Annotated in this window: 34 protein-coding genes; 4 read left to right on the plus strand and 30 right to left on the minus strand. The window is 38.4% G+C overall.

Annotated elements, in window-relative coordinates:
- Positions 1–3 precede the first annotated feature (3 nt).
- From SJY39_RS01810 to SJY39_RS01920, 23 genes are all read right to left on the minus strand, one after another.
- Positions 4–837 carry a hypothetical protein gene (locus tag SJY39_RS01810; protein ID WP_016786543.1) on the minus strand — a complete coding sequence of 278 codons (834 nt, stop codon included), beginning with the start codon at positions 835–837 and terminating at the stop codon, positions 4–6.
- Positions 838–1,188: a hypothetical protein gene (locus SJY39_RS01815; protein WP_390241188.1), complete on the minus strand. Its 351-nt coding sequence runs from the start codon at positions 1,186–1,188 to the stop codon at positions 838–840.
- Positions 1,189–1,206: 18 nt separating this feature from the next.
- On the minus strand, positions 1,207–1,449 hold the full coding sequence (locus SJY39_RS01820; protein WP_390241191.1) for a hypothetical protein: 243 nt from the start codon (positions 1,447–1,449) through the stop codon (positions 1,207–1,209).
- Positions 1,450–1,473: 24 nt separating this feature from the next.
- The gene (locus tag SJY39_RS01825; RefSeq protein WP_016786540.1) at positions 1,474–2,223 is read right to left on the minus strand and encodes a TrbG/VirB9 family P-type conjugative transfer protein; all 750 of its coding nucleotides are present in this window, start codon (positions 2,221–2,223) and stop codon (positions 1,474–1,476) included.
- Between the two features lie 19 nt (positions 2,224–2,242).
- Positions 2,243–2,788: a conjugal transfer protein TraL gene (locus SJY39_RS01830; RefSeq protein ID WP_390241194.1), complete on the minus strand. Its 546-nt coding sequence runs from the start codon at positions 2,786–2,788 to the stop codon at positions 2,243–2,245.
- Between the two features lie 23 nt (positions 2,789–2,811).
- The gene (locus tag SJY39_RS01835) at positions 2,812–4,575 is read right to left on the minus strand and encodes a type IV secretory system conjugative DNA transfer family protein (RefSeq protein WP_016786539.1); all 1,764 of its coding nucleotides are present in this window, start codon (positions 4,573–4,575) and stop codon (positions 2,812–2,814) included.
- 2 nt (positions 4,576–4,577) lie between these two features.
- Positions 4,578–5,594, minus strand: a complete 1,017-nt coding sequence (gene virB11 / locus SJY39_RS01840; RefSeq protein ID WP_016786538.1) for a P-type DNA transfer ATPase VirB11 — start codon at positions 5,592–5,594, stop codon at positions 4,578–4,580.
- A 2-nt stretch (positions 5,595–5,596) separates the two neighbouring features.
- On the minus strand, positions 5,597–6,820 hold the full coding sequence (locus SJY39_RS01845; protein ID WP_390241198.1) for a TrbI/VirB10 family protein: 1,224 nt from the start codon (positions 6,818–6,820) through the stop codon (positions 5,597–5,599).
- Positions 6,813–7,568 (minus strand): TrbG/VirB9 family P-type conjugative transfer protein, encoded by a 756-nt coding sequence (locus SJY39_RS01850; RefSeq protein ID WP_390241201.1) that lies wholly within the window; start codon positions 7,566–7,568, stop codon positions 6,813–6,815. Before SJY39_RS01850 ends, SJY39_RS01845 begins: the two co-directional genes overlap by 8 nt.
- Positions 7,565–8,323: a virB8 family protein gene (locus tag SJY39_RS01855; RefSeq protein ID WP_016786535.1), complete on the minus strand. Its 759-nt coding sequence runs from the start codon at positions 8,321–8,323 to the stop codon at positions 7,565–7,567. The genes SJY39_RS01850 and SJY39_RS01855 overlap by 4 nt, the downstream gene beginning before the upstream one ends.
- Before the next feature lie 154 nt (positions 8,324–8,477).
- Entirely contained in the window at positions 8,478–8,915 is a 438-nt protein-coding gene (gene ssb / locus SJY39_RS01860) for a single-stranded DNA-binding protein (RefSeq protein WP_016786533.1), read from the minus strand.
- Between the two features lie 13 nt (positions 8,916–8,928).
- Positions 8,929–9,876, minus strand: coding sequence for a type IV secretion system protein (locus SJY39_RS01865; protein WP_390241205.1), 948 nt, complete (start codon positions 9,874–9,876; stop codon positions 8,929–8,931).
- 2 nt (positions 9,877–9,878) lie between these two features.
- Positions 9,879–10,583, minus strand: a complete 705-nt coding sequence (locus tag SJY39_RS01870; RefSeq protein ID WP_390241208.1) for a type IV secretion system protein — start codon at positions 10,581–10,583, stop codon at positions 9,879–9,881.
- A gap of 1 nt (position 10,584) precedes the next feature.
- Positions 10,585–12,861 (minus strand): hypothetical protein, encoded by a 2,277-nt coding sequence (locus tag SJY39_RS01875; protein WP_016786530.1) that lies wholly within the window; start codon positions 12,859–12,861, stop codon positions 10,585–10,587.
- Between the two features lie 432 nt (positions 12,862–13,293).
- The gene (locus SJY39_RS01880) at positions 13,294–13,593 is read right to left on the minus strand and encodes a hypothetical protein (protein WP_016786528.1); all 300 of its coding nucleotides are present in this window, start codon (positions 13,591–13,593) and stop codon (positions 13,294–13,296) included.
- A 202-nt stretch (positions 13,594–13,795) separates the two neighbouring features.
- On the minus strand, positions 13,796–13,990 hold the full coding sequence (locus SJY39_RS01885; protein WP_016786527.1) for a TraY domain-containing protein: 195 nt from the start codon (positions 13,988–13,990) through the stop codon (positions 13,796–13,798).
- A gap of 227 nt (positions 13,991–14,217) precedes the next feature.
- A complete protein-coding gene (locus tag SJY39_RS01890; RefSeq protein ID WP_390241211.1) occupies positions 14,218–14,499 on the minus strand; it encodes a response regulator transcription factor in 282 nt (93 codons plus the stop codon).
- A 138-nt stretch (positions 14,500–14,637) separates the two neighbouring features.
- Positions 14,638–15,216: a recombinase family protein gene (locus SJY39_RS01895; RefSeq protein ID WP_016786525.1), complete on the minus strand. Its 579-nt coding sequence runs from the start codon at positions 15,214–15,216 to the stop codon at positions 14,638–14,640.
- Positions 15,209–15,415: a hypothetical protein gene (locus tag SJY39_RS01900; protein ID WP_016786524.1), complete on the minus strand. Its 207-nt coding sequence runs from the start codon at positions 15,413–15,415 to the stop codon at positions 15,209–15,211. The genes SJY39_RS01895 and SJY39_RS01900 overlap by 8 nt, the downstream gene beginning before the upstream one ends.
- A gap of 9 nt (positions 15,416–15,424) precedes the next feature.
- Positions 15,425–15,721 carry a hypothetical protein gene (locus SJY39_RS01905; RefSeq protein WP_390241216.1) on the minus strand — a complete coding sequence of 99 codons (297 nt, stop codon included), beginning with the start codon at positions 15,719–15,721 and terminating at the stop codon, positions 15,425–15,427.
- Between the two features lie 3 nt (positions 15,722–15,724).
- Positions 15,725–15,928, minus strand: coding sequence for a hypothetical protein (locus SJY39_RS01910; RefSeq protein ID WP_016786522.1), 204 nt, complete (start codon positions 15,926–15,928; stop codon positions 15,725–15,727).
- Positions 15,929–15,987: 59 nt separating this feature from the next.
- Positions 15,988–16,272, minus strand: coding sequence for a hypothetical protein (locus SJY39_RS01915; protein ID WP_016786521.1), 285 nt, complete (start codon positions 16,270–16,272; stop codon positions 15,988–15,990).
- 62 nt (positions 16,273–16,334) lie between these two features.
- Entirely contained in the window at positions 16,335–16,523 is a 189-nt protein-coding gene (locus tag SJY39_RS01920) for a hypothetical protein (RefSeq protein WP_016786520.1), read from the minus strand.
- 256 nt (positions 16,524–16,779) lie between these two features.
- Here SJY39_RS01920 and SJY39_RS01925 point away from each other — a divergent pair, with 256 nt between their 5' ends.
- The gene (locus SJY39_RS01925; protein WP_390241220.1) at positions 16,780–16,953 is read left to right on the plus strand and encodes a hypothetical protein; all 174 of its coding nucleotides are present in this window, start codon (positions 16,780–16,782) and stop codon (positions 16,951–16,953) included.
- 8 nt (positions 16,954–16,961) lie between these two features.
- Here the strand turns inward: SJY39_RS01925 and SJY39_RS01930 are convergent, their stop codons facing one another.
- The 4 genes from SJY39_RS01930 to SJY39_RS01945 form a co-directional block, all read right to left on the minus strand.
- Positions 16,962–17,777 (minus strand): hypothetical protein, encoded by an 816-nt coding sequence (locus SJY39_RS01930; protein ID WP_016786518.1) that lies wholly within the window; start codon positions 17,775–17,777, stop codon positions 16,962–16,964.
- A 314-nt stretch (positions 17,778–18,091) separates the two neighbouring features.
- Entirely contained in the window at positions 18,092–18,424 is a 333-nt protein-coding gene (locus tag SJY39_RS01935) for a hypothetical protein (RefSeq protein ID WP_390241223.1), read from the minus strand.
- Between the two features lie 302 nt (positions 18,425–18,726).
- The gene (locus tag SJY39_RS01940; RefSeq protein WP_016786510.1) at positions 18,727–19,476 is read right to left on the minus strand and encodes a SprT-like domain-containing protein; all 750 of its coding nucleotides are present in this window, start codon (positions 19,474–19,476) and stop codon (positions 18,727–18,729) included.
- 116 nt (positions 19,477–19,592) lie between these two features.
- Positions 19,593–20,498 carry a replication initiation protein gene (locus SJY39_RS01945; RefSeq protein ID WP_139151649.1) on the minus strand — a complete coding sequence of 302 codons (906 nt, stop codon included), beginning with the start codon at positions 20,496–20,498 and terminating at the stop codon, positions 19,593–19,595.
- A 495-nt stretch (positions 20,499–20,993) separates the two neighbouring features.
- Here SJY39_RS01945 and SJY39_RS01950 point away from each other — a divergent pair, with 495 nt between their 5' ends.
- Positions 20,994–21,392: a hypothetical protein gene (locus tag SJY39_RS01950; protein WP_390241227.1), complete on the plus strand. Its 399-nt coding sequence runs from the start codon at positions 20,994–20,996 to the stop codon at positions 21,390–21,392.
- A 417-nt stretch (positions 21,393–21,809) separates the two neighbouring features.
- Here SJY39_RS01950 and SJY39_RS01955 read toward each other — a convergent pair whose 3' ends face one another.
- Genes SJY39_RS01955 through SJY39_RS01965 form a run of 3 tightly spaced genes read right to left on the minus strand, consistent with a single transcriptional unit; the run spans position 21,810 to position 23,518 of the window.
- Positions 21,810–22,238 carry a hypothetical protein gene (locus SJY39_RS01955; protein WP_016786737.1) on the minus strand — a complete coding sequence of 143 codons (429 nt, stop codon included), beginning with the start codon at positions 22,236–22,238 and terminating at the stop codon, positions 21,810–21,812.
- On the minus strand, positions 22,231–22,938 hold the full coding sequence (gene stbB / locus SJY39_RS01960; protein ID WP_390241230.1) for a StbB family protein: 708 nt from the start codon (positions 22,936–22,938) through the stop codon (positions 22,231–22,233). The genes SJY39_RS01955 and stbB overlap by 8 nt, the downstream gene beginning before the upstream one ends.
- Position 22,939: 1 nt before the next feature.
- Positions 22,940–23,518, minus strand: a complete 579-nt coding sequence (locus SJY39_RS01965; RefSeq protein WP_390241232.1) for a hypothetical protein — start codon at positions 23,516–23,518, stop codon at positions 22,940–22,942.
- 183 nt (positions 23,519–23,701) lie between these two features.
- Between SJY39_RS01965 and SJY39_RS01970 the strand changes: the two genes are divergently transcribed.
- Together SJY39_RS01970 and SJY39_RS01975 are read left to right on the plus strand one after the other, a co-directional pair.
- Entirely contained in the window at positions 23,702–24,046 is a 345-nt protein-coding gene (locus tag SJY39_RS01970; RefSeq protein ID WP_016786734.1) for a plasmid mobilization protein, read from the plus strand.
- Positions 24,040–26,477 (plus strand): LPD7 domain-containing protein (locus tag SJY39_RS01975; RefSeq protein WP_390241235.1); only part of this gene is annotated, 2,438 nt, incomplete at its 3' end. The genes SJY39_RS01970 and SJY39_RS01975, both read left to right, overlap by 7 nt.

Raw genomic sequence — 26,477 nt, forward strand, 5'->3', positions numbered from 1 at the left:
ACCTCAAATATCATCATTGATGAATACTGTACGAGTACCATCATGGTACTCAGCGCGAACCGAGCGATTATTTAACAATTGGTTTAGTGCAAATCCAATATCATCAACTGGCGACACTATAGGGAAAGAAATAGCGAACCCGGCAAAGTTGTTCTTACTTCTCCAACTTTGTTTATCATCCCAATTCCACCCATAATCAGTAACAAGGTTTCTTACGGTATCCTGCAAAGTATCACCGTGAACGTTAATGATTTTCACGTAACGGTCTTGCCATTCGTGAACCGCCCCCATCTTTAGTCGCTTATCCATAGAGATAAAGAATCGTTGATTGTCTTTCTCTGCTAACTTGTAGGACAACTGACTCATTACATAAGGAAAGCTACCTGTATAAGTGGTTTTTAGAGGGGAAGTACCATTAAGCTTTTCTTCCATTGATTTTCCAATTGACCATGCAACGGCATCATAACCAGAACGGTTAAACCAACGGCTTATAGCGTGTTTATACGTTTCACCTTTGTAGATGTAATATGAGCGTTGAACTATTTTCTTGGTGCTTGGGAGTTGCTTATTTGGTGAGGAGGAACGTTTAGGTTTGGCTAATGCTTTCTTAGATTTGTTAACTTCACCTCCCGTAACAGAAGTGTTTTTACCCACATTCTTAGATAGATTTGGATTTGTCAGTGAAGTCTTTTTTGACGCTGAAACAGATTTAACTGTAAGATCTCTTTCAATTACGTTTAGCTTTTCAACTTCAAAATACTCTCCCGTTTTTGCTGTGGTTTGGCATCCACCAATTAACAAGATACCCATAACTACAAAGCTTTTTGAATATCGCATTTAATGTCCTTTTGAAAAGGTGATTAGATGATTCTTTTTATCCAAAATGATCGTGTTTTTTTCGCCTATCAATAATTGGATTGCATCAATAACTGGCATCACTCGATTTAATTTAGCTTTATCGGCTATCGGCTTATCCAAGACTTTTGTAACGGTGTCAGGCGCGGGATGTTCAGTTAGCAGCGTGTACCCTGTAGGTTCGATAAGCCACCTAACGGCTCTATCGACTGTGTTAACGTGCGCCGGATAAACAGTCCTAACCGTGACCTGTAAAGGATCAATATTTGTTGGGTTTTTTGCGCTAACAAAAGGAGTTGCTACGAGCGCAGCAATCATTAGAAATTTTCTCACGGGCTATCCTTTGTAAAGTTAGACCTCAGTTGAACCCACCCATTGTTTACCTAAAAACGCATCAGCCCCTAGATCATTAATCGAAGAACTACAGCTTTCATTTACAGCGCATAATGCATCATGAGTCCAACCGTCTAGAGGCGGTTCAAAACGCTGTAATAGCTGCCCTTCAAGGCTTATGATTAAAAGGGGGTTTTGTTTGTAAGGAGTTAATATGTCGGGTTCATCCGGATGTTTAATATCGGTAATGAACTTAATCATGATTGTTTTTCTTTTGGGGAGGGTTTAGCGAGTAACAGTTATGTTTGTGTTGCCTACCTTTATTGCAAAATCTGAGTAAACACCAGAAACGCTAACCAACATATTGCTCTTAGCTATTGTTGGGATATTTTTCACTTCCCCGTTTATCTTAGCTTTGACCGTTAACCCTTTCTGATTCGGCTTATTTAAACGAATGTAGGTACTTCGACCATCATCATAAATGTCCGATACCACATCATCACCAAAGAAACTTGAATCCGATTTCCAATCGTAACGGGTAAAAATTTGAGTCCGATAATCATCTAATGCTTTTTCTGTACTCTTAACTACCTGCTTATGACTAGGTGAAAGTGCCACGGGTTTTGGTTCAGGTTTTTTCAATGTCACTTGCGGAACAAATGAAAACTTTCGTTTCTTAGTTACTATGACGCAAGGTTGATGATTTTTGTTTGTAGTGCGTGTGGCGAGAATATCGTAAACCTTGCCATCATCGGTAAAAGCAAACACCATCGTTCCCGCCCCGGCTTTATCCTCGCTGTTAGGAGCTAACATAATTTGACTTGATCCAATATCACCGCCTACGTCCCATAGTCTAGCGTTTGTGATAACAGGGGGTTTGACAAGGTTAGCGGGTAATTGAATACGTGTACCAAGCATAGAGGACGTTTGAACATTAACTACGTCACCTTCTTGGTAGTTCATTAAGACACAATTTGAAGCGAAAGCAGGAAGCGCCATTGTGCCAAGTAAGATAACACCAATTTTTTTTAACATATTTGTTTCCTAATTTTATCTAAGGGACTTTAAATTCATTACCGTTATTATCGAAATAGTAGGTTGCACCGTATGGTTTGCCATCCATCAACATACGTACATAACGGATCGTTTGACTGCAATTTGTAGGAGTAGTAGACCGTAACCGATTATCTCTATCGTAGTTTTTACGACAGGTGGTATTTTCTACAACGTGTGTCGGGATCGTTTTATATCCAACGCAATAACGACTTGATTCACGCCCGTATTGCCTCTCTTTCCATTGGTTACATACTTTGTAAGAAGGTACATAAGCTGCCTTACCATCAACAGAGGTGATATTGTCATTTGTTGATTGATTGCCGCCCCCATTAATTAAACATGAAGATAATCTAGGCAATGGTGGTTTTAAACGCTTCACTCGCTTCTTAAACGCTTTCTTGGCGTCACTGCATCCACTAGGGAAGCCAAATGGTAAGCATAACCAAATAGAGCAATCACTTTGACTAGCGGCATAGACAGGTGGGGTATAGGTTGATGTACTAGCTACGACTGTAACTAGAAATCCAAGAACAAAACTTTTCATTTTGTATCACCATATTAGAATATTTAGAGCAAGGGGACTGACGGGATATGTTGTTTTGAATACTCGATACGTTCAACGAATACAGGTTCATCAAATGAAATCAATTTATCCATAATGAAACCTCGTTGATTCTCCTTGAACATCATCACCCTTGTACCTATATCGGCTTTAGCGTGTTTCTCATATCCAAGTTCAACCAATTCATGAGGCATCATTAACGCCCTACGTTGTAAGTTTGTGCTTTCTCCCTTTGATAGTTTTTGGCCTTTGTTAACCGAGTTTGATTTAACTTTTACGGTCTTATATCCCAACGATTCAGAAATTTCTTTTACTCGTTGAGTTACTTTTTTAGGCGGGTAAATAACCTCTGAGACAAGGTTTGAAATGATATTTTCTGCGCCCGACTTCCCGTAAAGCGCGTTATCTTCGAGCTGTGATTTGTCTTGATAAATCAAAGCAAAACGCAAGTTGTATTGACGAGTAAAACCTATCGATTCTTTTATCTGATTAACTCGCCCCAAAGCCGGGAACTCGTCAAGTAAAGCTAGAAGCTGATAAGTTAATGATGTATCGACTTCTGGCGTAACTCTTGTGTTTTCATTGATTAATTGCTCAAAGAAGAGGTTGAGCAAACCTTCAAAGCGTTTTTTATTTGGCGGTTGAACACCAACATATAGAGAAATGCCTTTTTTACGTAAGTCTCTAAAATCAAAGTCGTTACCGCTTACCGCTTTAGCAACGGTGCTGTCGCTATAAATACCCAATGGCGCAGTAAAGTTAGTCAGTATTGAGCCTTGCGTATCTTTAGGAAAAGTAAGGAAGGTATTAAACTCACGTAAGCATTCATCACTGACCGTAGCCTCTTCTACTTGTCGTTTCATCCAAGCAGTTAAACCGCCTTCAATACCAACAATTTTAAGTAGATACGGCAACGTAGGCACTTGACCTGTACGAGTTTCAGTATCGAGCATCCACAAAGATAAGCCCAAAAATAACTTTGCTGAACTTGAAGACCAAACACTGTCTTTCCCCCCCAAATTAGGATAAAGCGTATTTGCCAAAATAAGCGTATCACCCACTCTATACGCCTCTTGTCTTCTCACGTAATGATACGGATTATATCGATGAGAGCGTAGCGTTCCGGTCTGCCTATCTTCTTCTGTTACTGCATAGCCATCAGGGGAAAACAAAAAAACCTCTTGCCCGGATTTTTGTCTAAACCCTCCGCTTTTAATAAAGTTTTCAAGTTTAATATCTAGGCAAACTATTGAGTCAGAATAGTTAACTAAGTTAGGTAAAACAAAACCAATACCTTTACCTGACCCCGTTGGAGCAGAAACCCCCACGAATGTTTGGCCTACCAACTCAACAAATCGCCCTTTAAATTCACCACTGTTCATTTTCCCTAGCAGTAATGCCGGTGATTTATGCTCAGTAGGAAATAGCCCCGACTTTTGCAAATCAACATCGTCAGCCCAACGTGCGCTACCGTGTATTTCTTCCTTGTTCAATCTGACAACGAGAGCCGCAATTAATATCAACCAAGGAACTAAAGTGATCACAATCGCTATGACTCCTGAGACTTTCAGGTACGGTATAATGTCACTGTCAGTTCGGTATTCAATCCAATAACGATAGAGTGAATCTAGTGAATAATAATCAAAAGAAATTGACGTTAATTTTAAAAAAGCCGCACTACCTAAAGCTTGACCTAACAAAGCGCAAGTTATCGCCATAACAAAAAAGACCAAACTATTAATAATCTTCTTTTTTTTAGTAAGAGCCATAACTAATCCTCAGATAGTAATTGATTTTTCAATGCAGGCTCATAGTACAATTCCGTTAAATGTGTACGCTTAAAGAACGCAATAACATCAATGCTTTTCTTGATGGTTTTCATAATGTGCTCAATATCTAAAGTCTGCCCCGTCTCTGATTGTTTAACCAATCCCGCTAACCGAGCAGGAGCAGACCGACAATCATTGGCGTGAATTGTTGTTATTGAACCATCATGCCCCGTGTTCAACATTTCTAAATACGTCCAAGCTTCATCCCCTCGCAACTCCGCAAGCAAAACATGATCAGGTTTCATTCTCATGCATGATTCAATGATTTGTTTAGGAGTTAACCCGCCTTGCTTATAGAAAAGATGGAGGTGATTAGGGTGATTGGGTAAATCAAGTTCGTGAACGTCTTCAATCGTGAATAGCCTTGCATCAACCGGATAATTATCAACCATTGCTTTCATTACCGTGGTTTTTCCGCTGCCCGTTCCTCCTACCAACAATATGTTCAGGTTATTTTTTACCGCTTCACTAAAGAATGTGCTGTAGTCTTCGGATTCTTTTAGCCCTAACAATCTCTGTTGAACTGGTGATAGTTCATCACCATCAAGATTTATTGATGTTACCTTTGAAAATCGGCCAGTATTTGCATAATCATTTAGAGTAAATCGAGCCGTTGAGGGCTTTCTAAATGTCATACTAACAACCCCGCTTTCAGTTGCAGGTGGCACAGCGATTTGACCTCGCTCACCGTTAGGTAAAATGACAGACGCTACCGGGATTTCATCAAGCGTATTGGTAAGTCCGGCATAAACCGTTAAGGTTTGCGCCAAGTCTCTACATATATCAAAACTTAATTCAGGAAGGTCTTTTGATTCCCAACCCTCCCCCCTATCAAACCAAACTTTGTAAGGCTCGTTTATGGCCACCTCCGTTAAGTTATCAAGGTCTAAAATTTCTTGTAGACCTGTTGTTGTTAATTGATTTCGAACCACTAAGGATTTGTGGTCATAGCTGTCCATCGTTAATTACCTTCTATTAATTGATAAACTCCTGACATATCAACATCACGCACAATCAAAATGTTGATTCTCTGTCCTATCTGAGAATAACCAGTAGGGGCAATATTAATACTGGCTTCTAAAGCCGTTGATGCCATATCAGACGCATTTTGAGTTGAGCTATCAGAAGAGATTACAGAGGTTTCACTAGCCAAAGAAGACAGCGTAGCAAGTGCATCATCAACGAAACTTAACATGATTGCCCCACCAAACCGTTCAGAAAAGTGGTTATCAACCCATACTTCATTTCCTGCTGCGCCTAATGCCCCTGTACCTAATGAATCGATACGAATTGAAACACCTTTTGGGGTTTCAATATCAGCCCACGCAGTAAAAATCCGAGACTTGCCAGGTTCTAAAGAAACGTTTTGCGTTCCACTTACTAGTGATCCTTTCTCAACCAACAAAACCGCCCCATTAGCACTGTAGACGTCCTGTGTAACTCGACAAGTCACAAAGCCTGAATAATCAGAAATGATTTGATTGTAGAGCGCACAAGGAATGCTTGTTCCATGTTTTAAAAGGAAATCTAACGCTCCCCTTGGTCTGATTAAAGCCTTACCCGGTTCAAATAATGAACCATTAAAACTGTCGTCATAACCACTACCACCAAAACCACCTGATGAGGCATTTAAACTGGCAATATCCACATTTCCCGATGCCCCGCCACTACCAACCACAAGAGAGCCTTTTAGCTTCCTTTGCATATCGGTCATAACGGGTTTTTGGTTTATAGGAGGATTCACGACTATTGGTTTAGGTGTAACCACTGGTTTAGGTTTTGCTCTGGATGTTCTCTTAACGACTACTTCTTTAGGTTTCGTCACGGGCTTTGGTTCTGGCTTTGGCTTTGGCTTTGGCTCAGGTTCTGGCTCTGGCTCAGGTTCTGGCTTTAAGCTTTCACTCTCAATAATTTTGACTCTTGCCTTATCAAACCAATTCGCGTCATTAGAGATAGAACTTCTTTTTGAGCCTGTCACATGGTTTTCATTTACTGCTTTTATTTCTGTATTACCCGTTGCCTTGTTAAAGTTACTGATCATCACAACAACAGCTATCACTACAATCAAAATAACAGCAATAACCGCAAAAATTGCAGCAAGTTTTTTCTTAGTATTACTGACTCCTTTTACATTTAAATCTGAACGGTCAAGATTCCCGGTAATGCTAGGTATGCGGTCACTCATTTTTAAGCTCCCTCTTTGCGTTTACACTGGTTGCTTTCTCGTTGTGACCACTCGCTACCGTATCATTAGAGCGTAGTCCCAACACTTGACCACCTAACCTCAAACGAAACTCTTTTGATGTACCTTGTAATATCATGGTGTCTTTCGCGATGTTGTAGTTAATCATCGATTCCGTTCCATCAGAGGCCACTTGATAGGCAACTGGTAATTCAGAATTATTGATAAACTTCAAACAGGTAAACCGACCATCATCCCACATATAATTGGGTGATAATTCATCGTCCCCCCACTTTTCGTAATTGAAGTTTACTGTTCCATCAAAACAAGGAATTTTAGAATCGTAATCCCTTGCGGATTTAGGTTTGTCGTACACCATCTTAACTATGTAATGCGGGAAATCTGACTGAGTAAGATAAAAAGTGTAAGTTCGATGTTTGTTAGTCACTAAGATTAAGTTTGAATCGGGGTTTATAACTGTAGGCTTAAAGAAAATGTTGTTTTCATTTACTTCAAACCCCCATGCCATTGCATCACCCAACATCAGTCCTTCTTTTTCTCGTAGCACTTTTTCACCAGATTCAAGCTGAATAAGCGTACTAGTTCCAATTCCTGCGCGCACATTGATGACATCTTGTGGATTATATTTAACTTCGGTAATTCGATAATCGTAAGCTTGGGGAGTGGGAAGTACAGCAGCGATTGAGTATGTTGAAAGAGTTAAAAAAGAGAGGAATATTAATTGCTTCATTCCGTCACCTCGTCCTCACGGTATGAAGTAACGTTAAACCCTAATGGGTTCAAAAGCCTTTCATCTTCCGTGTTTATATCAGCTAAATAGTCAAAGGTCAGCGTTGCTTCCCAAATGGTTTTTCTATATCCAAGAGCCGTTTTTCCTTCGCGGTTTTTAATATCGCGGGTAAATTGAACTTGTACGACTGTTTGAGAATCAGAAGAAGAGGGCAAAAACGTGATGGCCTTTGTTTTGACTTCGATAGAGTTTAAATCTTTAAACAATACTGTCGGGGATTGTTCCCCTTTAATGTAAGTTTCATAAGGAGCAAAAACTTTGGGTTCACTCATCAACTTAACGGTACTGTAACTGTTTTGTACCGTCTGCCATTCATAACCGTTACGAGCAATGACGAACGTTTTAACAAAATACTTATCCAGTATTTCTCCGTAACTCACCTCTTTAACTTCTGATTGTGGTTTCACAATCTCGCTATGACCTGTGGTGTTATCAACTCGAACAATAAAGGGGTGAACCTCTTTAAGTGGTGTTAAGCCGATAACCGCCCCCACAGATAAGATTGATACGACCCCGAAACCTGCCGCAACCTTCCAAGCTGTTTTTGCTGAGTTCTTTGCGATTTCTACACGGTCTTCCTCAAATCCTTTGATTTGGGTTAGATATGCGTTTGTTTCATCATTTAGCCCTTTCGATGGACTACTCTCTAAATCACTCTGATTTTCATCAAGAGCACTTTGTACATGACTATCCATAAAAAGCCTTTACTAAATTTTAAGATCTAATGCATTTACTTTTTTAGGATTGACGGGCGTAAAATCCCCTTTTGGCTCCGGTGGCTTAGGTGGACTTGAAGCACAACCAGAAAACAGAAAGACAACCAGACACACACCAATCATTTTTTTCATTTTACAGAGGAATATCATCATCAAAATCCATTGGGGGTTCATTGTATTGTTGTTGTGGTTGCCCCCCTTGCTGTTGACCACCTTGAGCACGACCACCAAGCATTTGCATTACCCCATTGAAGCCTTGAACTACAACTTCAGTGGTATAACGGTCTTGACCGCTTTGGTCTTGCCACTTACGAGTTTGTAACTGACCTTCAATGTAAACTTGAGAGCCTTTACGGAGATACTCTCCCGCCACTTCTGCCAATTTTCCGAATAACGCCACACGATGCCATTCCGTCTTTTCGCGTTGCTCTCCTGTAGCCTTATCACGCCATGATTCAGATGTAGCAATTGTGATGTTTGCTACTGCGCTCCCATTAGGCATATATCGAACCTCGGGAGCGTTTCCCAAATTGCCAACTAATATAACTTTATTAACACCTCTTGCACTCATAATGACCTCTCAATTAACCGGGACTAATTTTGCCCTTTCCAATATCTTTAGCGTAGTTTTTCGCTTTACTCGCCCCTGAAATAACCCCTTTAGCACCTAATAAACCACCCGCAGCAACAGCCCCCGCCATACCTAACCCTTGACCAACTAAACCGTTAATACCGATACCACCACTTAAAGTAGAGCAGAAAGCAGGAATCTGTGTGGCAAGCATGATCAAGGCGAAGAAAATAACAACGGTCATTAATGTAGTTTCAAGATTTATATTCTGTGCAAACACTGTGAAATCGAGAACTTGTAAAAATGTTGTGAACGCTAGTGGGTACATAATGGATAACAAGACGTAATTAAAGCATTGACCTGTCCATGCTTGAAAGAATGATCGGCAAGAAGGGAAGAAAGCAAACATGATAAACAGCGGAGCTATAATTAACAGGTAGCTAACCATAATTTTTGCAACGAGAAGATAAGCAACGCTAACCCCTAAAAACGGCACAAACCCTAAGATGGTTAGTAATATCAATATCCAAGATAAGACCGCATGACCGATAGACGCGCCATCCGTTACACTCACGTCAATTTGACTATATATACCACCGATTGAATCTATCATTACTTCGTACATTTCTTGCAATGATGATCCACCGCTTGCTGAATCAGTACCTAATAGTGCATTCGCTATATCATCCCCGGCATAAAGAACAGCAGGAACAACGTGAGCCATAAACCACGCTGTATTTAAAGCAACAAAAGTACAAATAGATAAACTACCGATGGTTTTAATTACTTCGGTATATATCACTTTCTGAGTATCAAGAATAATCTCATAAGCTACGTACACGATGTAAAGGCCAACACAAGCACCTAATAATGGTGTGATAGTAGTAGCGAATATCCCAACCATGTTTGTAATGTTGCTTACTACAGCCGTGTCTATAAACTGAAATAGACGCTCAAACATAATTAGTTTCTCCGTCCTCTAGGAATGCCCTCTCCTAACAACACATCTATTTTACGCTGAGATTCAATCGAATGTTTCAAATCAGCCTCTTCTTTCATCGCTGATTGCATCGCTGCAAAGGCTTGATTGTCATTTTGAATCTGAGTTTGTTCATAGCTAATAGTATTGGCTAAATCGGCTTTTGCTGCGGGGGTATCAACCGTTTCAAATCGTTCTAATAACGACTTCATACGCCTGTTTCGTTTTATCGATTGGTCATAAAACTTTTCTAGAAGCGCAAGTTTTTGTAAGGAAGTATCATAGTTACCCATGCGCTCCGCCCAATCTTTTTGAATGCCGTATTTTTCACGTAAATTATTAATTTCGTTTAACTCACCATATACATCACTCCATTGCTCTAAATTAGCAAACTGATTAGCAAGTGGATCGTTTAATACATCTTCAAAGTTGAAATGACCATCAACCATTTCTTTATAATGCTGTCCTTGATCAACAAGCTCTTTTCCTTGCTTAACAGACTCTGCGTACTTATCTAAATCAATTCCGTTTTGAGTAGCCCACTGTTTAGCCTCCATACCCCACTGTTTAGCAGTTGCTAAATTATCTGTGACCATTTGGGTTAAACTAGCAACGTCAACAACAGGAATACCAGTAGCGTTACTTGTTAAAGGAGCAGCCAACAAAACACCAAGCAATAACTTTTTCATATTATTTACCTTTGTTTGAAAGTATATGTTGCTGTAATTTTGGTATCCAAACATCAGGATCATCACCAAACTCAGCTCTGATTTTTTCGCAACTGTATATATCCTCATCAGTGCCTGAAATAATAGGTAAGTGTTCATCAAACCCCCACAAATCCAACTTGGCAAAACAGCTTGTGTTTGATTGCTTAACTAAGAAAGTACGAGACGTTTTGTCTAGGCGCTTTAGCTTTATAAACTCTCCCTCAGTTACGTTGCATTGCTTATAAGCTTGATATTCAGCGTCAGGGTTAGGTAAGAAAATTTTTGTTGCTGTCTGCTGAACAATTGCGGCAAAAATTTCACAATTAATTGCATCTTCGGGAGATTGGGAACTGAGCACCATAAACTCATTTTTTAATCGTCCCGCTTTCAATACTGTTTTCATTAACGATTGTGTTAATGGGAAATTTGCAGGCATCCAGAACTCTTCTACAACTGTGACCATCAATCGACCTTCACGCTGCATTAGGCTTTTTAAGAAGAACAGAACACCTAGTATTGGCTCACAGCCGGGGTGAGCATTTGAACCCGTACCTGAGTTTAAAAGTAACGTGGTATCAAACCCTACTCGATCCATATTTGCAGGATTAAATTTATTAACAGGCGAGTCCAAACACCAACCTAATTGACCACCCTCAGCGCGACACCATTTTTTTAATCGAGTACGTAAATCAGGTAAAACGATTGTGTGCAATAAGGTACTTAAACCGCGATTCACTTGCTCTAAGCGCATCACAGTATCAATGCCTCGCTTTATCTCAGTCTCTTCCTTTTCATTGGGTGGATTGCCGTTATTATGAACAGCTAGACGACACACCAAGCGATTAAGAAAACTAATTAACTCCGACTTTTGCGCTTCACTGGCGTTGTCATAATCAAGCTGAAAAGGATTCAAACCAGTATCTTGACCTTCTTGAACAGTAAAATACTCACCACCATAAGCTCGAATAAAAAGCTCCGTAGAACGGTTATAGTCAATTGAGAAAATTTGAGGGTTAAATCTGGTTAAGTACCCAACTAGAACGCCTTCTAAGGTGGTTTTACCCGCACCAGACGCACCTAATAGCATGGTGTGACCCGCGTATTTTTGCCCGGTAACATCTTTGCCAATTTCTGACGCGTGGCAATTCAAATAAAATAGTGTATCTGACACCGTTTTAAGTGGTATTAACGCATTACCATCACCTAAAGGGTTGCCTGTTTTTTTTCCTTCTGAGTAGTTATGTAACGAAAAGGTACAAGCAAGATTTGTTGTTGTTTTCGGGGATGGCATCACACGTTGTTTTGATGCAGGTAACATACTCAAAAAAGAGAATTGAGATTTAAGGTTAGAACGCTTTAACAACGTTCCTCTAGCTGAAAACTCACCACTTAAATCTGAGCCATTTTGAATAGCCAATTCGGGCGAGTTAGCAAAAATGGCAAGTGAACAATGGTAGTCACCGAAACTCACTTCACTGGTTGCTACGTAGTCACGCCCATTTTCCATTTCTTGCAGTTCATGAATTGCATTGTCGCCACTTTCAACTAAGTTGATTTGCTTATCAATCAACGAAACCGCAGCCGGGGCTTTCATTAAAATCATGGACTGAGTAAGAACAAATTCGCACTTTTGCGATAACACAAAATCCCACATACCTACATGAGTTGATTTAGGAAAGCCATCAAGCTCAAAAAAGGTAGCGTATTTTGAATCATTGGTATCAGCGTTACGCATTTCTAAAATGTCATACCCAAAATGCCAATCACTATGACCAATTACATCAATGATTTTATTGCCCGTTAAAGGTATAGATGTTTGTTTGTTATTGAGAAGAAAGCTCAAGAACTCCAAGTTAGAGCACCGAGAACCATCACTTGATAACCCAAGAATGGAACAATCAAATCTGTGCAACACCGATTTAGCCAGTTTCAGCAAATCGTTAAATTCATCAATACCTTGTGACAACGTACCTCGATACTGGTAAATAAATGTGACGTAATAACTTGTACTGAAAAAATCTTGACCCGAGAACGAATCAAGATACTTGTCAGAAAAGCTCTGCATAAACTTACTATCAAACTGGTAAACAGTATCAAGCTCACTACGTTGTTTAACTATGTGCGTCCAAACACCAAGTTTTGAACCGTGAGTTTTGGCTAGTTGATTTAAAAAACCTTTCACTATCTGAAACGAATTTTCTATCACTGACGTTGACTCAGATTCAAAAGGCATACCCTTAATACACATGCTTGCCATTAACTTTGAATCATCCAATGATGAAATGTTTTTAGTAACAGGAAAACCGTACTTAGGCAGTTTTTTAGTTATTGCTATTGGTGTTAAACCATTCACGGATAACCTCCCGTCTTTTTGTTAACGAATTGTCAGTTGACGTAAACGATGTGATAGAAGAACGACATTGAAGACGTGTTAGCCACCCTTTAAAATCCCACCATACACTTTCCATTGCTCTTGAATTCTCCAAGCACTGAACCCGTATCCAAAAGAGAATGCAGACTAAAATAAACGGGATAATTAAGCCGTATAAACCAACAACCACTGCACCTAGAAATCCCGTTATCAAGATGAGAAACAGAAAAACAACTAAGGTGATTATTGGGACACCGCCTATTAACGCCTTACGAGATAAAACGTTGTAACTAGCGTATTTCTGAATCTCATCACTCATTAGCTACCCCACAAGCTCCACGCCCACGTTGCACCCGCTAGACAACCACCCGCAGCGGCTACCTTACCAAGAGCCATCAATACATCAGCCCACTGCTTTTTCTCGAACATGGCCATCACAACGTAGTACATGACAAAAACGAAACTACCCGCACCGATAAAACCGTATAACCAAATTTTGATTTCGTTAACCGCATTGGTGGACTCTTCCAAGCCACCACCCGCAGCCAAAGCGGGAAATACCGCTGTCAGTGTTAGGATAGCCACCGCCCCAACAGCTGCATTTTTTTTCACATTCATACAAACCTCGTTATTAAGAACTAAAAATCTAGTCATGAACAAAAAGCTATAAAACACAGCTTTTTGGTAATGAGCCTGTTCACATTAAGATCCTACAGGCATAAGATCGCCCCAACCCATCCGGGGAGTGTTTAATAGATTATGTTGGCATCTATTAAGCTCAGGTTTCAAATTGTTAAAGAGCGTTTTTTTTTGCAATCGGTTAACGTTTAAAGGCTTGCCCGATTGCACCAATAGATTCAAAATTTTCTAAATGGTCTTCTAAACGGATCGTTGCTTCTTGCTTGTAAGAACGTCCTGATGCTGCTGTAGTATTACGAAAATTAAGAGCAGCTTTACCAGTTAAAGTAACTTGAACAGTAATCGGGCTTTCGTCGTTCTCAGTCGATTTGCTCATATAAAATTCTTTAGTTGGTCATAATTTGAAACAACACCAAATCAACCTCAAAAAGATCTAAAATAATGTCATTCCGCGTAAGAAGGACTAAAGATAATCTAAACAAAAGCAACACGGTTAGTACCCAAAAAGAATACGCATTTAGTTTCACATTGGGAGTTAGTGATCTAAAAACAAAAAAACCCCTACCGGGCTAACCGATAGGGGTTTTTGTTCAACATCTAACTTTATACTTTATCCAAGTACACTGCCGACACAATTCTTGTCATATAAACCATTCTAACATCTTGTGAGTTACTACAATTAAACTTGTCTCTTATCGTCTTCTGATGGTTCTTAACATTCTGTTCTGATGTTTGCATTTGAGCCGCAATGTTTTTAGTGCTGACACCCATAGCAAACAAATGAAGCACTTTAAATTGCTTTTCAGTCAGAATTGGGAACAAACTATTAAGTCTACCTATATCATTATCTAGGATTGTATATCCGCATACTGTATCATACTCCATGGTTTATCCTTGCTTACCAAAGTTGATAGACCAGATAACCACTAGGGCTTTGACCCCTAGTGGTTATCGCTCTAATTATTCACCAATAAGCCCCTCCTTTTTTTATAAAATTTCACTTTAAATTACCTATCTAAATGTCTATTTTTCATCACTCCCTGCTAACCGATCACGGGGAAACTTTTTTAAGTATCTATAAATTGTCGGAGGAGTTAATTTATACTTTTTTGCCAATTCATAAACGGATAACTCCCCCTCCCAATATTCACTGACTATATCTTGAGCTCGTTGGAGCTTATCCCCCTTCATTACCGCTGATGTCCTAGCATGTTGGGCTTTACGATGATTAATTTCATCGGCTCTTTCTTGCTCGTTTCTAAAATCTAGATTCACAATGGCATTGATCAACGCTAGAAAATCACCAAAATCATTCACCTTGATCACAATGTTGTCCTTTACAATCTGTAAATTCACCTTAGCTTTTAGTAATTCCATAACAACCAATAACAAAGATTGAACGTTATTACCCAAGTCACTTAATTGGTTTATATAAACCGTATCGCTCCTTTTAAGTTCCTTTAGCAACTTCGTGAACTCAGGAGTATCAAAGTTTGTAACATCCGTTTTATCGATATACGTAGCTTTAAACTTTGGCTTTTTGGGTATGTCTACACCTTGAACATTAGAGATCGACACTCGACTATAAAAATAATCACTCATCTATCTTGAACTCCCTAATTGGCTCATAAGTAGATAACACCGCCTTATCAACATTGGATCTTTTATGCTTTAACAGCACACTAGATTTGTCGTTAGATTTCGCTTTTTCCCTGCCTTGTTTTTTGCGCTTCTTAGCTTTCTTTTCTGCTACTCGAATTTGACGCTTTTCCTGTTTAGTTAAAACAGTTTGAAATGCCATATCATCTCCTTATGAATGCTCCCAAAATCGACCCAACAAAGGCACTTCATGCAGGTCTCCTTCTATAATCGAATCTAAATACTGGTCGTAATGATCTTGGTATTTAGAAAAATGCGCTGAACAAAACGCGGTTAAATCATCTTCTTCCATTCGAGGGGATTGTTCGCATTGCTCACCATCAATTTCACGAATGATTTGTTGCGTACCATCATCGAAAATCAAACGTTCACCACATACAAAATCTTGTGCCATACAAAGAATTTCATTTGAAAAGTCCAGTGTTGCAAATTGTGCTGTATTAACCATTTCTTAACCCTCGTTTAATGCCGCATGTAAAGACACGCACAGCTTAAGTAAAGCTGAATGCTGTTCCTGCGTGATTTGCCCCATTTTTAATGATTCACCTAACAACGGTGCGACCTGTAAATATTCAGATTTAGTTTTAACGTCTGTTAATTTGCCTTGCAGTTCCCCAAACTTTGATAACTCCCCTTCCCCCGTTATCTCGTTCATCCTGTCACCTCCTAATAGTGGATTTAAGAATGCGCCCCCTGACGCATGGTTTAATTCCACTAGTTAGAATGTTTTTCTAAAAGGCTGACCAAGTTAGCAATCGTCATTGTTAAGCAATAAATAGCACCACCCCAGAAAATTGTGATCATCGAACTTTTGATCCATAAGAAATCTGTAATTGTTGTTTGCACCGCTTGCCAATCGTTACTTTGAAAAATGATGATTGAGAAAATAACCACCATCAAAACAGGCAATAGCTTTAAACAAAAAAAGACGTTGGATATTGAATATCGAACAAGCGAATCAATATCATCTAATGTGAGAGCTTTTGATTTCACTGTCATAGTGTCCTTATTTACTAATGAAAAAAGATGTGCCTACATAGGCACACTACTTAAAGTCACCATTAACTATTTTGGTAACGCTGATAGATTTCACGCGCAAAATTACTATCAAAAAGTTGATAAGACCCACCACGTTGTCTAGTCCAAATATCAGCCCCATTTAACTCACAGAATGAACCATAAAAGCCGTTTTTTTCTTCAACGTTATAATTTGTTCGTAACCACTCAATAAACCCAATATCAACAATCATTTCTTTTATTCCCGTTCTTACCAACGCTGTTTAGCCATATCACAAACCTTGCAATAAATGGATCGGCTAAGTACGCCAAAACAAAAAAAGCAAAGATGCCACCCATTAAAATAAAATACTCAATTACATAGTTCATACGTACCCCTTTGACGAATAACAAAACAATGAACCAACGTTGTTATTATACAATATAAATAAACAATAACTCCTGTTGATTTGATAAAATATTCAACTATGTGATGTGCAACACGGAACAGTGATCACATTAAAAAATCAGACTGGTAATCAGACCAAGGAGGGGGAAGTTAATAACGAACATTTAAATGGAGCATTAGAGCCTGAATCAATGCAAATTCAAGAATTAAAATTTACGCTGCAAAAGGCTTTACAGCGTAAATATAAAGAATGGGAAGCTCACCCCGGAAGTTAAACTTTAAGCTATCTAGATTTACTGACGGCTTTGATTTGTGGAAACTTTTCAATAATCAGTGCTGCATTATCCTTGGATAAAAGGATTCTTATACTCAAGCCTTGAGACTTAATGTATAACTCCCAACCACAGCCATCACTAGATTTATCATAATCAGTGATTGAAGCATCACAAGCATTAAAATAGACAAACCCAAACGCTCCAAAACTAATTTGAAAGTCGCTATGTTGTGCTTCTGAAAGCTCAAAAACACCCAACTCTCCGGCAATACGTAAAGATTTCACCTCTTCACGTTCTTTTTCACCTTTGTAAAAAATATCCTCAACAGGCACACCGCAAAGCATTAGAATCAATGACCATGTAGCAAAACTAATTGATTCATCATTGATTTGGTAAGAAAGCGATCCGCCACTCATACCTATTCGCCCGGCTATCTCCCCCCTTGTCATTTTCAGCAATGCATCTTTACCTATGATCGAGGTAAGAACACTTTTAGGAGGACATATATAACTATCAGCATTCATGATGTAATCATCATCAATAACCCCATGAAAATTACAAAATTCCGGCTCTACAAGTGGCTTTTTGTATGCCATAGCATGTAAGGCAGCGTACCCCCAAAAAGTGATATTAGAGGGAGAGTTTGGGGTGATATCCGCATTTTCTTTCCACCGCCTAAAAGCGCGACTCTTAATGCCTAAAAGCTGATGTACATCTAACCAATTGTTTAGACCTTGATTTGTACCCGCCAACTTCATCAAGTTTTCGACCTCAATAACTGTAGGCTTTACCCACTCATCAGCATGTTTAATTTGTTTAATCATATCGAAGCCTTAATGAACATATTTAAGTGTAAGGGGTTCAGTGCTACTAGCATAATGTAGCTCACCATTTTTTTTATGAACGTAAAGAGTAACCTTTTGCCCTTCCAACTCACGGTTGATAGTTCGATAGTTATCTAAATCCTTTGGTTTACTACGCTTATCAATAGAGTAGTCATTACATACATCGTAAAAATTGGTCATGAGTAAATATCTCTTTTTGTTAACATTAACTTGATCATATATATTTACCGAGAATTTCACAATATATTTACCGACCATTATTTAAGCCTACCCAGTATGGGGAGGCTATTTAACTAAAAACTAATGTTTGTATAAGGTTTCTTGTATCCAAATTTCACATTCCAAAGATGAGTAGCAGCCCCACTGATTTTTTTGGTTTCGTTGAAATCTTTTAGATGATCAGAAGCGTTAGAATTACGAAAAATAGCGCGGGTTCGTGGTGTCTCTGACGTTAAAATATTTGATAACCAATCATCTAACTGAGCATTAACTACTGGATCACTTTTTGATTTTGACAAAGTGTTATTAAACTTTGTTAGAGAGTCACTTCCACCTTCAAAATCATTCAAGTAATGTGTAATTTCTAGAATTAGATCTTTATGTTTATTAATTGCCAATTTACTCATTTTACCGTCCTTTCGGGTTGCTGCCCTAATGGGCGTTAGCGTTAAAGGCCGTTGCCTTAACTTCTGAAACTATTATATGTTTTTACCGCCCCAAATGCAATAAATTTACCGAAATGATTTAATGTTTTTGCCTTGATGTGATTTGAGTCACAATTATATTTTCATAAAAAAAAGACCGCTTAGACGGTCTTTGTGCAACGAATAACGACAACCAATACAATAACTAAAAACTGTTGACTGCTGTATTTTTACTGTCTTTTTAGGGTTTAATACGTGCTAATTTAGTGTTTATTTTGTGCTTTTTAGTGTTTTGAAGTTTCATTTAGAACTTCTTTACAATCATTACAGCTTACACTTAACCCCGGCTTACCCCATAAATTTAGATTACACATAGGACAAGAATAACGGACTTTCGCTTTTGCTGTGGCAATCTCGCTTGTATCAAATGAGCTTTCATTTCCCATTAAAGTGTCAAGGTTAGAGATTAGCTGTTCTGAAATATCATCATCTAGGTTTAACAACTCCATGATCTCTTGTTGCTGTTCATTATCGGTAGCTGTAATAACTGAAAATCGGTCAACCCAAGGCAAACCAAAACCCTGTCTAACCAACACCTCACATTCAGCAATAAACCGCCCACCGGGTATAGGGTAATCATTCATACGTTGCCCTGTTTTTTTTCCTCCAGGTTTACCTGTTGTCGATGGCATTAATCCTATACTTTCCATTTTTACCGCCCACTCCTTATTGTGATAAGCCCTACGGCTAGGCTTTCCGTATTCGAATTGCCAACAATGCGCCATTTCATGAACCATTGTTTGTAATAACTCAATGAGGGCAGAACGCCCCACATAGGCGGGATTAATAGCTATCTCACTACACCTAACATCATCACGGTCAACCCATCGATTTAGTGAGAAATATCCCATCACATTTTTCTGCCTTTGAGTTGTGAATAGAACGGGCGGCAATTCATTTTCAAATAACATTTTATTGAAATGATCATACGCTGTTTGAAGCGCACCATATAACTGTTGAGTTGGCGTATCCATAGTAATACCTATTGCTTTTGTATCGTACTATACAATTTGTATAGTACGATACAAATTGAAGACAATAATTTGTGTGGATAGAAAACATCAGGGAATAATTAAAGGCTTTTGATAAATCAAAAAGTTGGGGTTTTCCCCTCCTTCCTTAGCTTTTCACGGAATCTCTCAGACGGACTTAGTTTACTGTTAGTATGTGGCTTTTTCGCGGCCTTTGTAGATCTAACTTCCAAGCCAACCCCACTACCTTTATCAAGTTTCTTAGGGGATCGCACATAAGAAATTTTCACCTTATGTGCCTTACGCCCTCGTTTCTGGATTATTTCCATATTAACGCTAGTAAACTCTGTAATTTCAATCACTTGCTTTACAGCTCTATTAAAAAACTGTTGGCGAAATCTATCAAAAACAGTATAAGTGTCACCAAGTGCGCCTAACTCTGCTTTAAGTTCATCTAATTCAATTTCACAGTAGCCTATTTTTCCTGCGCTAATCCATCTAGATAACAAAAGGTAAAGACTATAGGCGTTACCTTTAGGAAGCCTAACGGCACTAAGCAGAAACTGACTTGTAAACTCTTTTGTCAGATCTGAAATATAAGGCGCAAACTCAGGAGAAAGTTTAACTTCTATGAAACCATCACCGTTGGAATAATAACTATAGTTAGCCACTGTAAAGACTATCATCCCATCTTTAGGGCGACCTTTAAGCTCAGGGTGTAATACTGATTCCTTAATTTCCATGCCATAAGTACGAATATCGTAAACCCCATTTTGAAGCTGTTTATAAGCCTCAGACGTATCAATATTACATAATTTCGCATAATCCTTTGCGGTAATAGTAAAAACCTGTTCAGGGTTAAACTTTATAGTCGTCGCGCCCGTATCGACATCCCGTTCACGCTCAAGCTCAGACAGACAAATATAAAGTATTCGCCTAGCCGATAGATCCATTCGCGCTAACTCTTGATGAGCATCATTACAATGATAAATTTTTTTACTCATGGCTCTAGTTAGTAATTCCAAGCTCTTATTTCCATTCATTTAAGCATACAAAGAAAGTAACATTAAAACAAAACCCTATCAAGATAAAAAACAAATGATAGGGTATGGCGGTGTTGATGATAGGGTATGGCGGTGTTGATGATAGGGTATGGCGGTGTTGATGATAGGGTATGGCGGTGTTGATGATAGGGTATGGCGGTGTTGATGATAGGGTATGGCGGTGTTGATGATAGGGTATGGCGGTGTTGATGATAGGGTTTACCCTTATTAACCATTTAAAATCAGTAACTTAAATCACACTCTAATATAAATAATAGAAGTAATATAAATAATTTATTAAGTAGATGAATTTCACTTTCTTATATTTTCTTGTAGCTATTTTTTCGAAAAAAAGCAGAACTTGAAAGGTAAATTTGTTGTAATTTTATCGGCAAAAACATATAATAAGTTCAGAAGTTAAGGCAACGGCCTTTAACACTAACGCCCATTAGGGCAGTAACCCGAAAGGAAGAAAAAATGTATTTAGTAAACAAACCATTTAATGGCACTATCATTGCTAATGTTGAATCAGAAGGTGATACAAGAATCCCTGAGATACTTACTCGCTGTAAGGTTTCATCTGAATGGACAGTTTTAAATGACTCAGAGCTTGATCGCGCTTTTGATACTTATGAAGCCTCCCTGTGCTCTTTGCCAGTCCTTATCACAGAAAGTCAATATGACGACAAACTTAACATGTTGCCACCATGTAAGTGGCGAACCATTTTAGGTGTAGAAATGTTCCATGTTAGTGAACGTTTGTATGGAAATGTCGTGGCGTGGTTTTTCAGTTACGAGGGAAAACATTTTCAATGCGATCAATTAGCTAATCAAGATCAAGCCAAACTCGCCAATATGATCAAAGAAATGCGTTAGAAAATGCCCCGTTTAGGGGCGTTTTTATATCGAAGTGTTCAAAAATATTCGCTTTAGCCCCGCAGGGATAAGCGAAGCGAAACCGCCAAAACCAACGCCCCACCAAGCTTTTAAAGCTACTGCACACCAAAGAACCTAACAGCAAGTAAAAAAGTAATTGACCATGCTCTAACATTTACAAGCCGTGACTGCGTGAGTTAAATCAACAACACCAAATATATTTGATTCGCACCCTATAGAATGCTTTTCTTTTAAGCGTCTCATATGGCGCTCTAGGGCAAAATTTCTAAAATTACAACCCCTTACATTGTTAGGCCAACAAAACCCAACACAGAGCCATACAGCAACTTTTAAGCATAAAAAAAGCCCCAACACATAGGGGCTTTAAAAATTATTGCTTTAGAAAAAAGGGAGCGTTTACATTAAGTAGATCACTATCATTAATAAACTACTACCAATTATTCCCCCGACAAGGCCGCAAGCCGCCCCGAACCCGGCAAGCTCAAGAGTTGATAAACCTTGTTCTTTCTTATTAGCTAATAAATCTTGTTCATGTTTAGCCAAAAGATCGGGTATTTCTACCTTCAACATACGTTCAAGCATTTGTGTGTGTACGTCAATTTCTTGAGCCACATCTAACACTTTGTTTATTTTTCTGTTGAACTCAATATCAAACTGTTCCGGGATTACATCCAAAGCTTTTGATAATGCTTGTATATTAACGATTACTGTTTTTAATTCATTTTGAACCGTGACGGGTAAACGTTTTATTAATTCCTCAAATTCATAATAGTCAGCAAGGAATAAATTTATTTTAGCGTCTAACTTTGCGTCAAAATTATCCATCCAGTATCCCTAATGCTTTAAAAGCAATATCCATTTCATCATTAACACCATTAACCAAACGTTTAACACTGCGTTGTTCAGATAATGCTTCACGTTGTTCGCGAGATTCAGAAGATCGTAATAATTTTTTAAAATCTCGATTGTCGCTTACCACATCAATAAATTTTCTATCTAAATTATTAAGCATAGAAAAAACACTAGATTCATAAATGATGGAATGTGAATCAATCACAATATCTAACATCTGAATACCATTTAAAAAATCAGGGTACTGACGTTCAATGGATAGTTTTTTATCTGACATGTTGAAAATGAATTTAATACATTCTGGTTCAACCCCCAGATCTAGCAACATATTAGCAGTTGTAACTGCATCGATTTGCTGTTTATGTTTTGGGATTACAGGGATAATAAAGTAATCAATATCTTCCTCAGAACCTTTGTACTCTTGCATTTTTAAAAGAAAGCTTTCGATATTAGAAGAACCTACATCAATGATTGAACAATCAGTCGCATCCATTTGTTTAAGAATTGAATCGAACTCATCCGCTGAAAACTTAGCATCGTCTGTACCATCAGAGTTAATTGTTTCGACTTTAATTACTTCTGCATTTGGTATACGTGGTTTAAGCATTGTTTCGCAAATTGTAGATTTACCAACGTTGCCTGAGTTATTAACGATTGCGATATTTAAATACATATTATTGACCTTTTTTATTCATTTTAATTAGATGTTCAGTTACACGTTGTGAAATTTGCATTTCATTAGCACAGCCCCATGATTTAACTTCTTCCGGTGTCAATTGTGCTTTTACGATGTTTTTGATTACTCTAGGGTTGTTTATTCCGATTTTTTCCCATTCACTCACTTCAATCGGTGAAGGTCTTATCGTTACCTCTGGCGAATCTGTAACTACTGGTGAGGGCGAATCAGCCTTTTTCACTTTTGCTTTACTCTGAGTTATTCCCTCTTTCTTTTTTGCTTTTCTTATTAAATCCCGAAAGTGTGAATCTGCTAAACCCATATCCAAATTGGTTAAGATCACTTTGTAGCTGTACCCCTCAGATTTAAGATCTTCAATCTGCTGTATGTTGCGATTAAAGATTGCTTGTAGTGAGAAGTGACCACTTTCCCGTTCTTCTCTAATCTTTGTGACTAACTCATCAATTTCCACATTCAACCTCGTTTCAAACTTCAACACCCCAAAGAATACAGCATAAAACAATAAAAACAACCCAAAAGTACCCCAATTATTAAAAATATTTGAAATCTCACCCAATAAAACCCCCATTAATGCACGAAATAAGCCCTAGTAACCCCCCAAAATCAAAGCGCGTACCAACCTAGAATGTAAATCCTAGGCACGCTGTCGAATGTGTACAAATTGTTCCAATTTGATACACTATTCGCGTGCAAAGGGGGTAGCCCCTTTAACCCCAAACCAACTCTACGAGTTAAAGATATGAGTAAAGATAAGCTAACTGAATTGGTTTCTTTTAGGATTTCAGAATCAGAATATGAACCTTATAGACTGATGATAGAAAACACAGGCATCAAAAAATCAAAGCTGATGCGTGATGTTTTTATAGCTAAATCAGGTTGTATGGTTGAGCCGAAAGAAGATCCGAAAGACAAAAAACGTTTGATGTTCTTAGCAAGTAAAACATCAAACAACATTAACCAACTGGCAAAGAAAGTTAATCAAGCCTATAGAGCAGGAGTGGTAAGTGAGCGTGTATATCGAGAAACACTAAACAACCTTATTAGTATTGAAAAGTCATTTTCAGGAGCAATTAAAAAATGTTAGCGCGGGTAACAAGTGGTAAAGACGGAATCATTGAATACCTTGAAAATGGTATGAAGTCTGGACGCGAGTTAAGCCGGGATGAGTTGGATCACCGTGTTTGTATAGAAGGTAACATTTCTATTACTGATGATGTGATTAAACAATTAGTGGATGAAGATAAGAAAGAAAATTATCTACATATTACATTAAGTTTTGGTGAGCGTGATTTGTCAGAAGACAAAATAATAGCTGCTTATGATGATTATAAAAAATCATTAATGACTGCTTATGATGTTGACGAATACAATATTTACGCTGAAATTCATCATCCTAAAGTGAAATCATATACTGATAGGAAGACAGGGGAAAAAATAGAAAGGTTTCCTCATGTTCATATCGTAATACCAAAAAAGAACTTGATTACCGACAAGTCATTAAATCCATTTGGAAAGTATAATGATAATATCCCTTATCATGACTCTATCCAAGAATCGGTTAACATAAAGCACGATTTAGAGTCACCGTATGATCACCAAAGAAAATATAGAATCATTAAGGATGATTCTGAATTTATTAGCCGCTACAAAGGTGATAATTTTAAAGGGGCGAGAGCTGAATTTAAGACCGAGCTTTTTAGTTTGATTAATGATAAAAACATTAGGTCAATGAAAGTGTTCGAGAATGAGCTTTCTAAATTTGGTGAGGTTTCGAGAGGTAAAGCAGGTTCTACCGATGAATACTTAAAGGTAAAGTTAGAAGGAGAAAATAAAAATATTAGGCTAAAAGATTCTTGTTTTAAGCCTGAGTACATTGTTGATAGACAATTAACAAAACCAAAACCCACAAAAAAACAAGTCGATAAACTTCTTAATGAGTGGATTGATACCCGATCACACGAAATGAAACATATACACCCGGCATCACCGAAATTAAGAAAAGAATATTACGCATTAAATAGTACAGATAAAGGATATTTTTTAAATGAGCGAAGAAGAGAATACAATCAAACCAACAATATTGGATCGAGCAGACGGAAAGCAAGTGTTGAGCCTCGTTTTGAACGAGATAGACCAAGAAGCGTTACCGCTATCAGAAACGGCTTGCCAAGTCTGCCCCAACGCGGTTTGGCTCGAACAGATGAAAGACGATCAACCGCAACCCAAAGCGTATTGTCAGGTAATGAAAACGATGATTTGGACACCCGAAGAACCAGTAGACATAACGAACTGCGACGGTCTATTAATCGGGATAGAGGAAGAGGAGGAAGAGGATTATCCTCAAAGGTAAAAACGGGTTTACCAAGTCAAAACCTAAGCAACAATCAATTAGCTACAGCTACAGAAACCATCAAGCCAAAAACTTTAGCTGAACGTTATTTACAGGAACACAATGAAACCCGGACTACCCAACAAGATCTAAAGTATTTTCGCCTTGTTCGTCAAAAACTAGACCCTGAGTTACTTTTAGACAGCTTTGAAAAATCCCATGGTTTGATTCGTGAACATTACACCACATCTAAGGCTAAAAACGGCTCACCAAGAATAAAGATAGGGAGTAGGGCATATAACGTTAGTGACTTTTGCACTCAACACATGCATTTGTCATGGAAAGACACCAAAGCCCTATTAAGTGAAACCTATCAAGCACAGAAGCAAAGCAAAACTGATCGTCATGAAATCAATTCAATTGTGTTTGTTAGCCAATATACACAATCGTACTCGACTAAAGCCAAGCTATCGAGAGTCAATGAATCAATGATGATATTCAAGCACTTAAAAATGAAAGAAAAATTAGAGGGAAACAAAATGCCAATATCTGACCTAGAAATTAAACATAGAGCTAAACCGGACGCGTCAGAAGAGGGTAATAGCATTTCTAACGCTGAGTTAGACCTACGCTCTATTACTGATAACTTCAAACGACAGCAAGAAGTCGCGAGACAGCTAACCTATAAAATGGGCGACTTAGTGCCGACTAAAGATCTGAAAGATAAACACGTAGATTTTAGTAACAAGCATTCTGGTGAGCTTGTATTTCGTGATTATGGCCACCGCATTGTCATGAACAATCGTAACCCTGATTCTAATCAAGTTGCTCAAGCAATGACTTTAGCATCAGAAAAATTTGGGACAGTGAACATTACCGGTTCTAAAGAGTTCAAACAGCGTGTGATTGATGTTGCAGTAGCAAAAGACCTAAACATAGTGTTTAAGTCTAAAGCAATGCAAGCCGAGTTTATTAAGTGTAAAGAAGAGGCACAAGCGCAAACCACCCTAAATCAAGCCGCTAATAAACATGATTCGCCAGTACAAAGTGATACTAATAAAGATACAGTGTCACCTTTGGTTAGTGAGTTAACCCCAACTGCAAAGATAATCAAAGAAGCTTTATCTGATGCTGAACGTGTTAAGTCCGATTTAAGCAGTATGAACAGTGCAGGAAACAACGATAT

Source organism: Vibrio sp. R78045 (genome assembly GCF_042466085.1).
Taxonomy (GTDB): domain Bacteria; phylum Pseudomonadota; class Gammaproteobacteria; order Enterobacterales; family Vibrionaceae; genus Vibrio; species Vibrio cyclitrophicus.

Excerpts from the sequence above, each read along its gene's own strand:
- SJY39_RS01810 (WP_016786543.1), bottom strand. The coding sequence starts at position 837 with ATGCGATATTCAAAAAGCTTTGTAGTTATGGGTATCTTGTTAATTGGT.
- SJY39_RS01820 (WP_390241191.1), bottom strand. The coding sequence starts at position 1,449 with ATGATTAAGTTCATTACCGATATTAAACATCCGGATGAACCCGACATA.
- SJY39_RS01825 (WP_016786540.1), bottom strand. The coding sequence starts at position 2,223 with ATGTTAAAAAAAATTGGTGTTATCTTACTTGGCACAATGGCGCTTCCT.
- SJY39_RS01830 (WP_390241194.1), bottom strand. The coding sequence starts at position 2,788 with ATGAAAAGTTTTGTTCTTGGATTTCTAGTTACAGTCGTAGCTAGTACA.
- SJY39_RS01835 (WP_016786539.1), bottom strand. The coding sequence starts at position 4,575 with ATGGCTCTTACTAAAAAAAAGAAGATTATTAATAGTTTGGTCTTTTTT.
- virB11 (WP_016786538.1), bottom strand. The coding sequence starts at position 5,594 with ATGGACAGCTATGACCACAAATCCTTAGTGGTTCGAAATCAATTAACA.
- SJY39_RS01845 (WP_390241198.1), bottom strand. The coding sequence starts at position 6,820 with ATGAGTGACCGCATACCTAGCATTACCGGGAATCTTGACCGTTCAGAT.
- SJY39_RS01850 (WP_390241201.1), bottom strand. The coding sequence starts at position 7,568 with ATGAAGCAATTAATATTCCTCTCTTTTTTAACTCTTTCAACATACTCA.
- SJY39_RS01855 (WP_016786535.1), bottom strand. The coding sequence starts at position 8,323 with ATGGATAGTCATGTACAAAGTGCTCTTGATGAAAATCAGAGTGATTTA.
- ssb (WP_016786533.1), bottom strand. The coding sequence starts at position 8,915 with ATGAGTGCAAGAGGTGTTAATAAAGTTATATTAGTTGGCAATTTGGGA.
- SJY39_RS01865 (WP_390241205.1), bottom strand. The coding sequence starts at position 9,876 with ATGTTTGAGCGTCTATTTCAGTTTATAGACACGGCTGTAGTAAGCAAC.
- SJY39_RS01870 (WP_390241208.1), bottom strand. The coding sequence starts at position 10,583 with ATGAAAAAGTTATTGCTTGGTGTTTTGTTGGCTGCTCCTTTAACAAGT.
- SJY39_RS01875 (WP_016786530.1), bottom strand. The coding sequence starts at position 12,861 with ATGGCAAGCATGTGTATTAAGGGTATGCCTTTTGAATCTGAGTCAACG.
- SJY39_RS01880 (WP_016786528.1), bottom strand. The coding sequence starts at position 13,593 with ATGAATGTGAAAAAAAATGCAGCTGTTGGGGCGGTGGCTATCCTAACA.
- SJY39_RS01885 (WP_016786527.1), bottom strand. The coding sequence starts at position 13,990 with ATGAGCAAATCGACTGAGAACGACGAAAGCCCGATTACTGTTCAAGTT.
- SJY39_RS01890 (WP_390241211.1), bottom strand. The coding sequence starts at position 14,499 with ATGGAGTATGATACAGTATGCGGATATACAATCCTAGATAATGATATA.
- SJY39_RS01895 (WP_016786525.1), bottom strand. The coding sequence starts at position 15,216 with ATGAGTGATTATTTTTATAGTCGAGTGTCGATCTCTAATGTTCAAGGT.
- SJY39_RS01900 (WP_016786524.1), bottom strand. The coding sequence starts at position 15,415 with ATGGCATTTCAAACTGTTTTAACTAAACAGGAAAAGCGTCAAATTCGA.
- SJY39_RS01905 (WP_390241216.1), bottom strand. The coding sequence starts at position 15,721 with ATGGTTAATACAGCACAATTTGCAACACTGGACTTTTCAAATGAAATT.
- SJY39_RS01910 (WP_016786522.1), bottom strand. The coding sequence starts at position 15,928 with ATGAACGAGATAACGGGGGAAGGGGAGTTATCAAAGTTTGGGGAACTG.
- SJY39_RS01915 (WP_016786521.1), bottom strand. The coding sequence starts at position 16,272 with ATGACAGTGAAATCAAAAGCTCTCACATTAGATGATATTGATTCGCTT.
- SJY39_RS01920 (WP_016786520.1), bottom strand. The coding sequence starts at position 16,523 with ATGATTGTTGATATTGGGTTTATTGAGTGGTTACGAACAAATTATAAC.
- SJY39_RS01930 (WP_016786518.1), bottom strand. The coding sequence starts at position 17,777 with ATGATTAAACAAATTAAACATGCTGATGAGTGGGTAAAGCCTACAGTT.
- SJY39_RS01935 (WP_390241223.1), bottom strand. The coding sequence starts at position 18,424 with ATGAGTAAATTGGCAATTAATAAACATAAAGATCTAATTCTAGAAATT.
- SJY39_RS01940 (WP_016786510.1), bottom strand. The coding sequence starts at position 19,476 with ATGGATACGCCAACTCAACAGTTATATGGTGCGCTTCAAACAGCGTAT.
- SJY39_RS01950 (WP_390241227.1), top strand. The coding sequence starts at position 20,994 with ATGTATTTAGTAAACAAACCATTTAATGGCACTATCATTGCTAATGTT.
- SJY39_RS01955 (WP_016786737.1), bottom strand. The coding sequence starts at position 22,238 with ATGGATAATTTTGACGCAAAGTTAGACGCTAAAATAAATTTATTCCTT.
- stbB (WP_390241230.1), bottom strand. The coding sequence starts at position 22,938 with ATGTATTTAAATATCGCAATCGTTAATAACTCAGGCAACGTTGGTAAA.
- SJY39_RS01970 (WP_016786734.1), top strand. The coding sequence starts at position 23,702 with ATGAGTAAAGATAAGCTAACTGAATTGGTTTCTTTTAGGATTTCAGAA.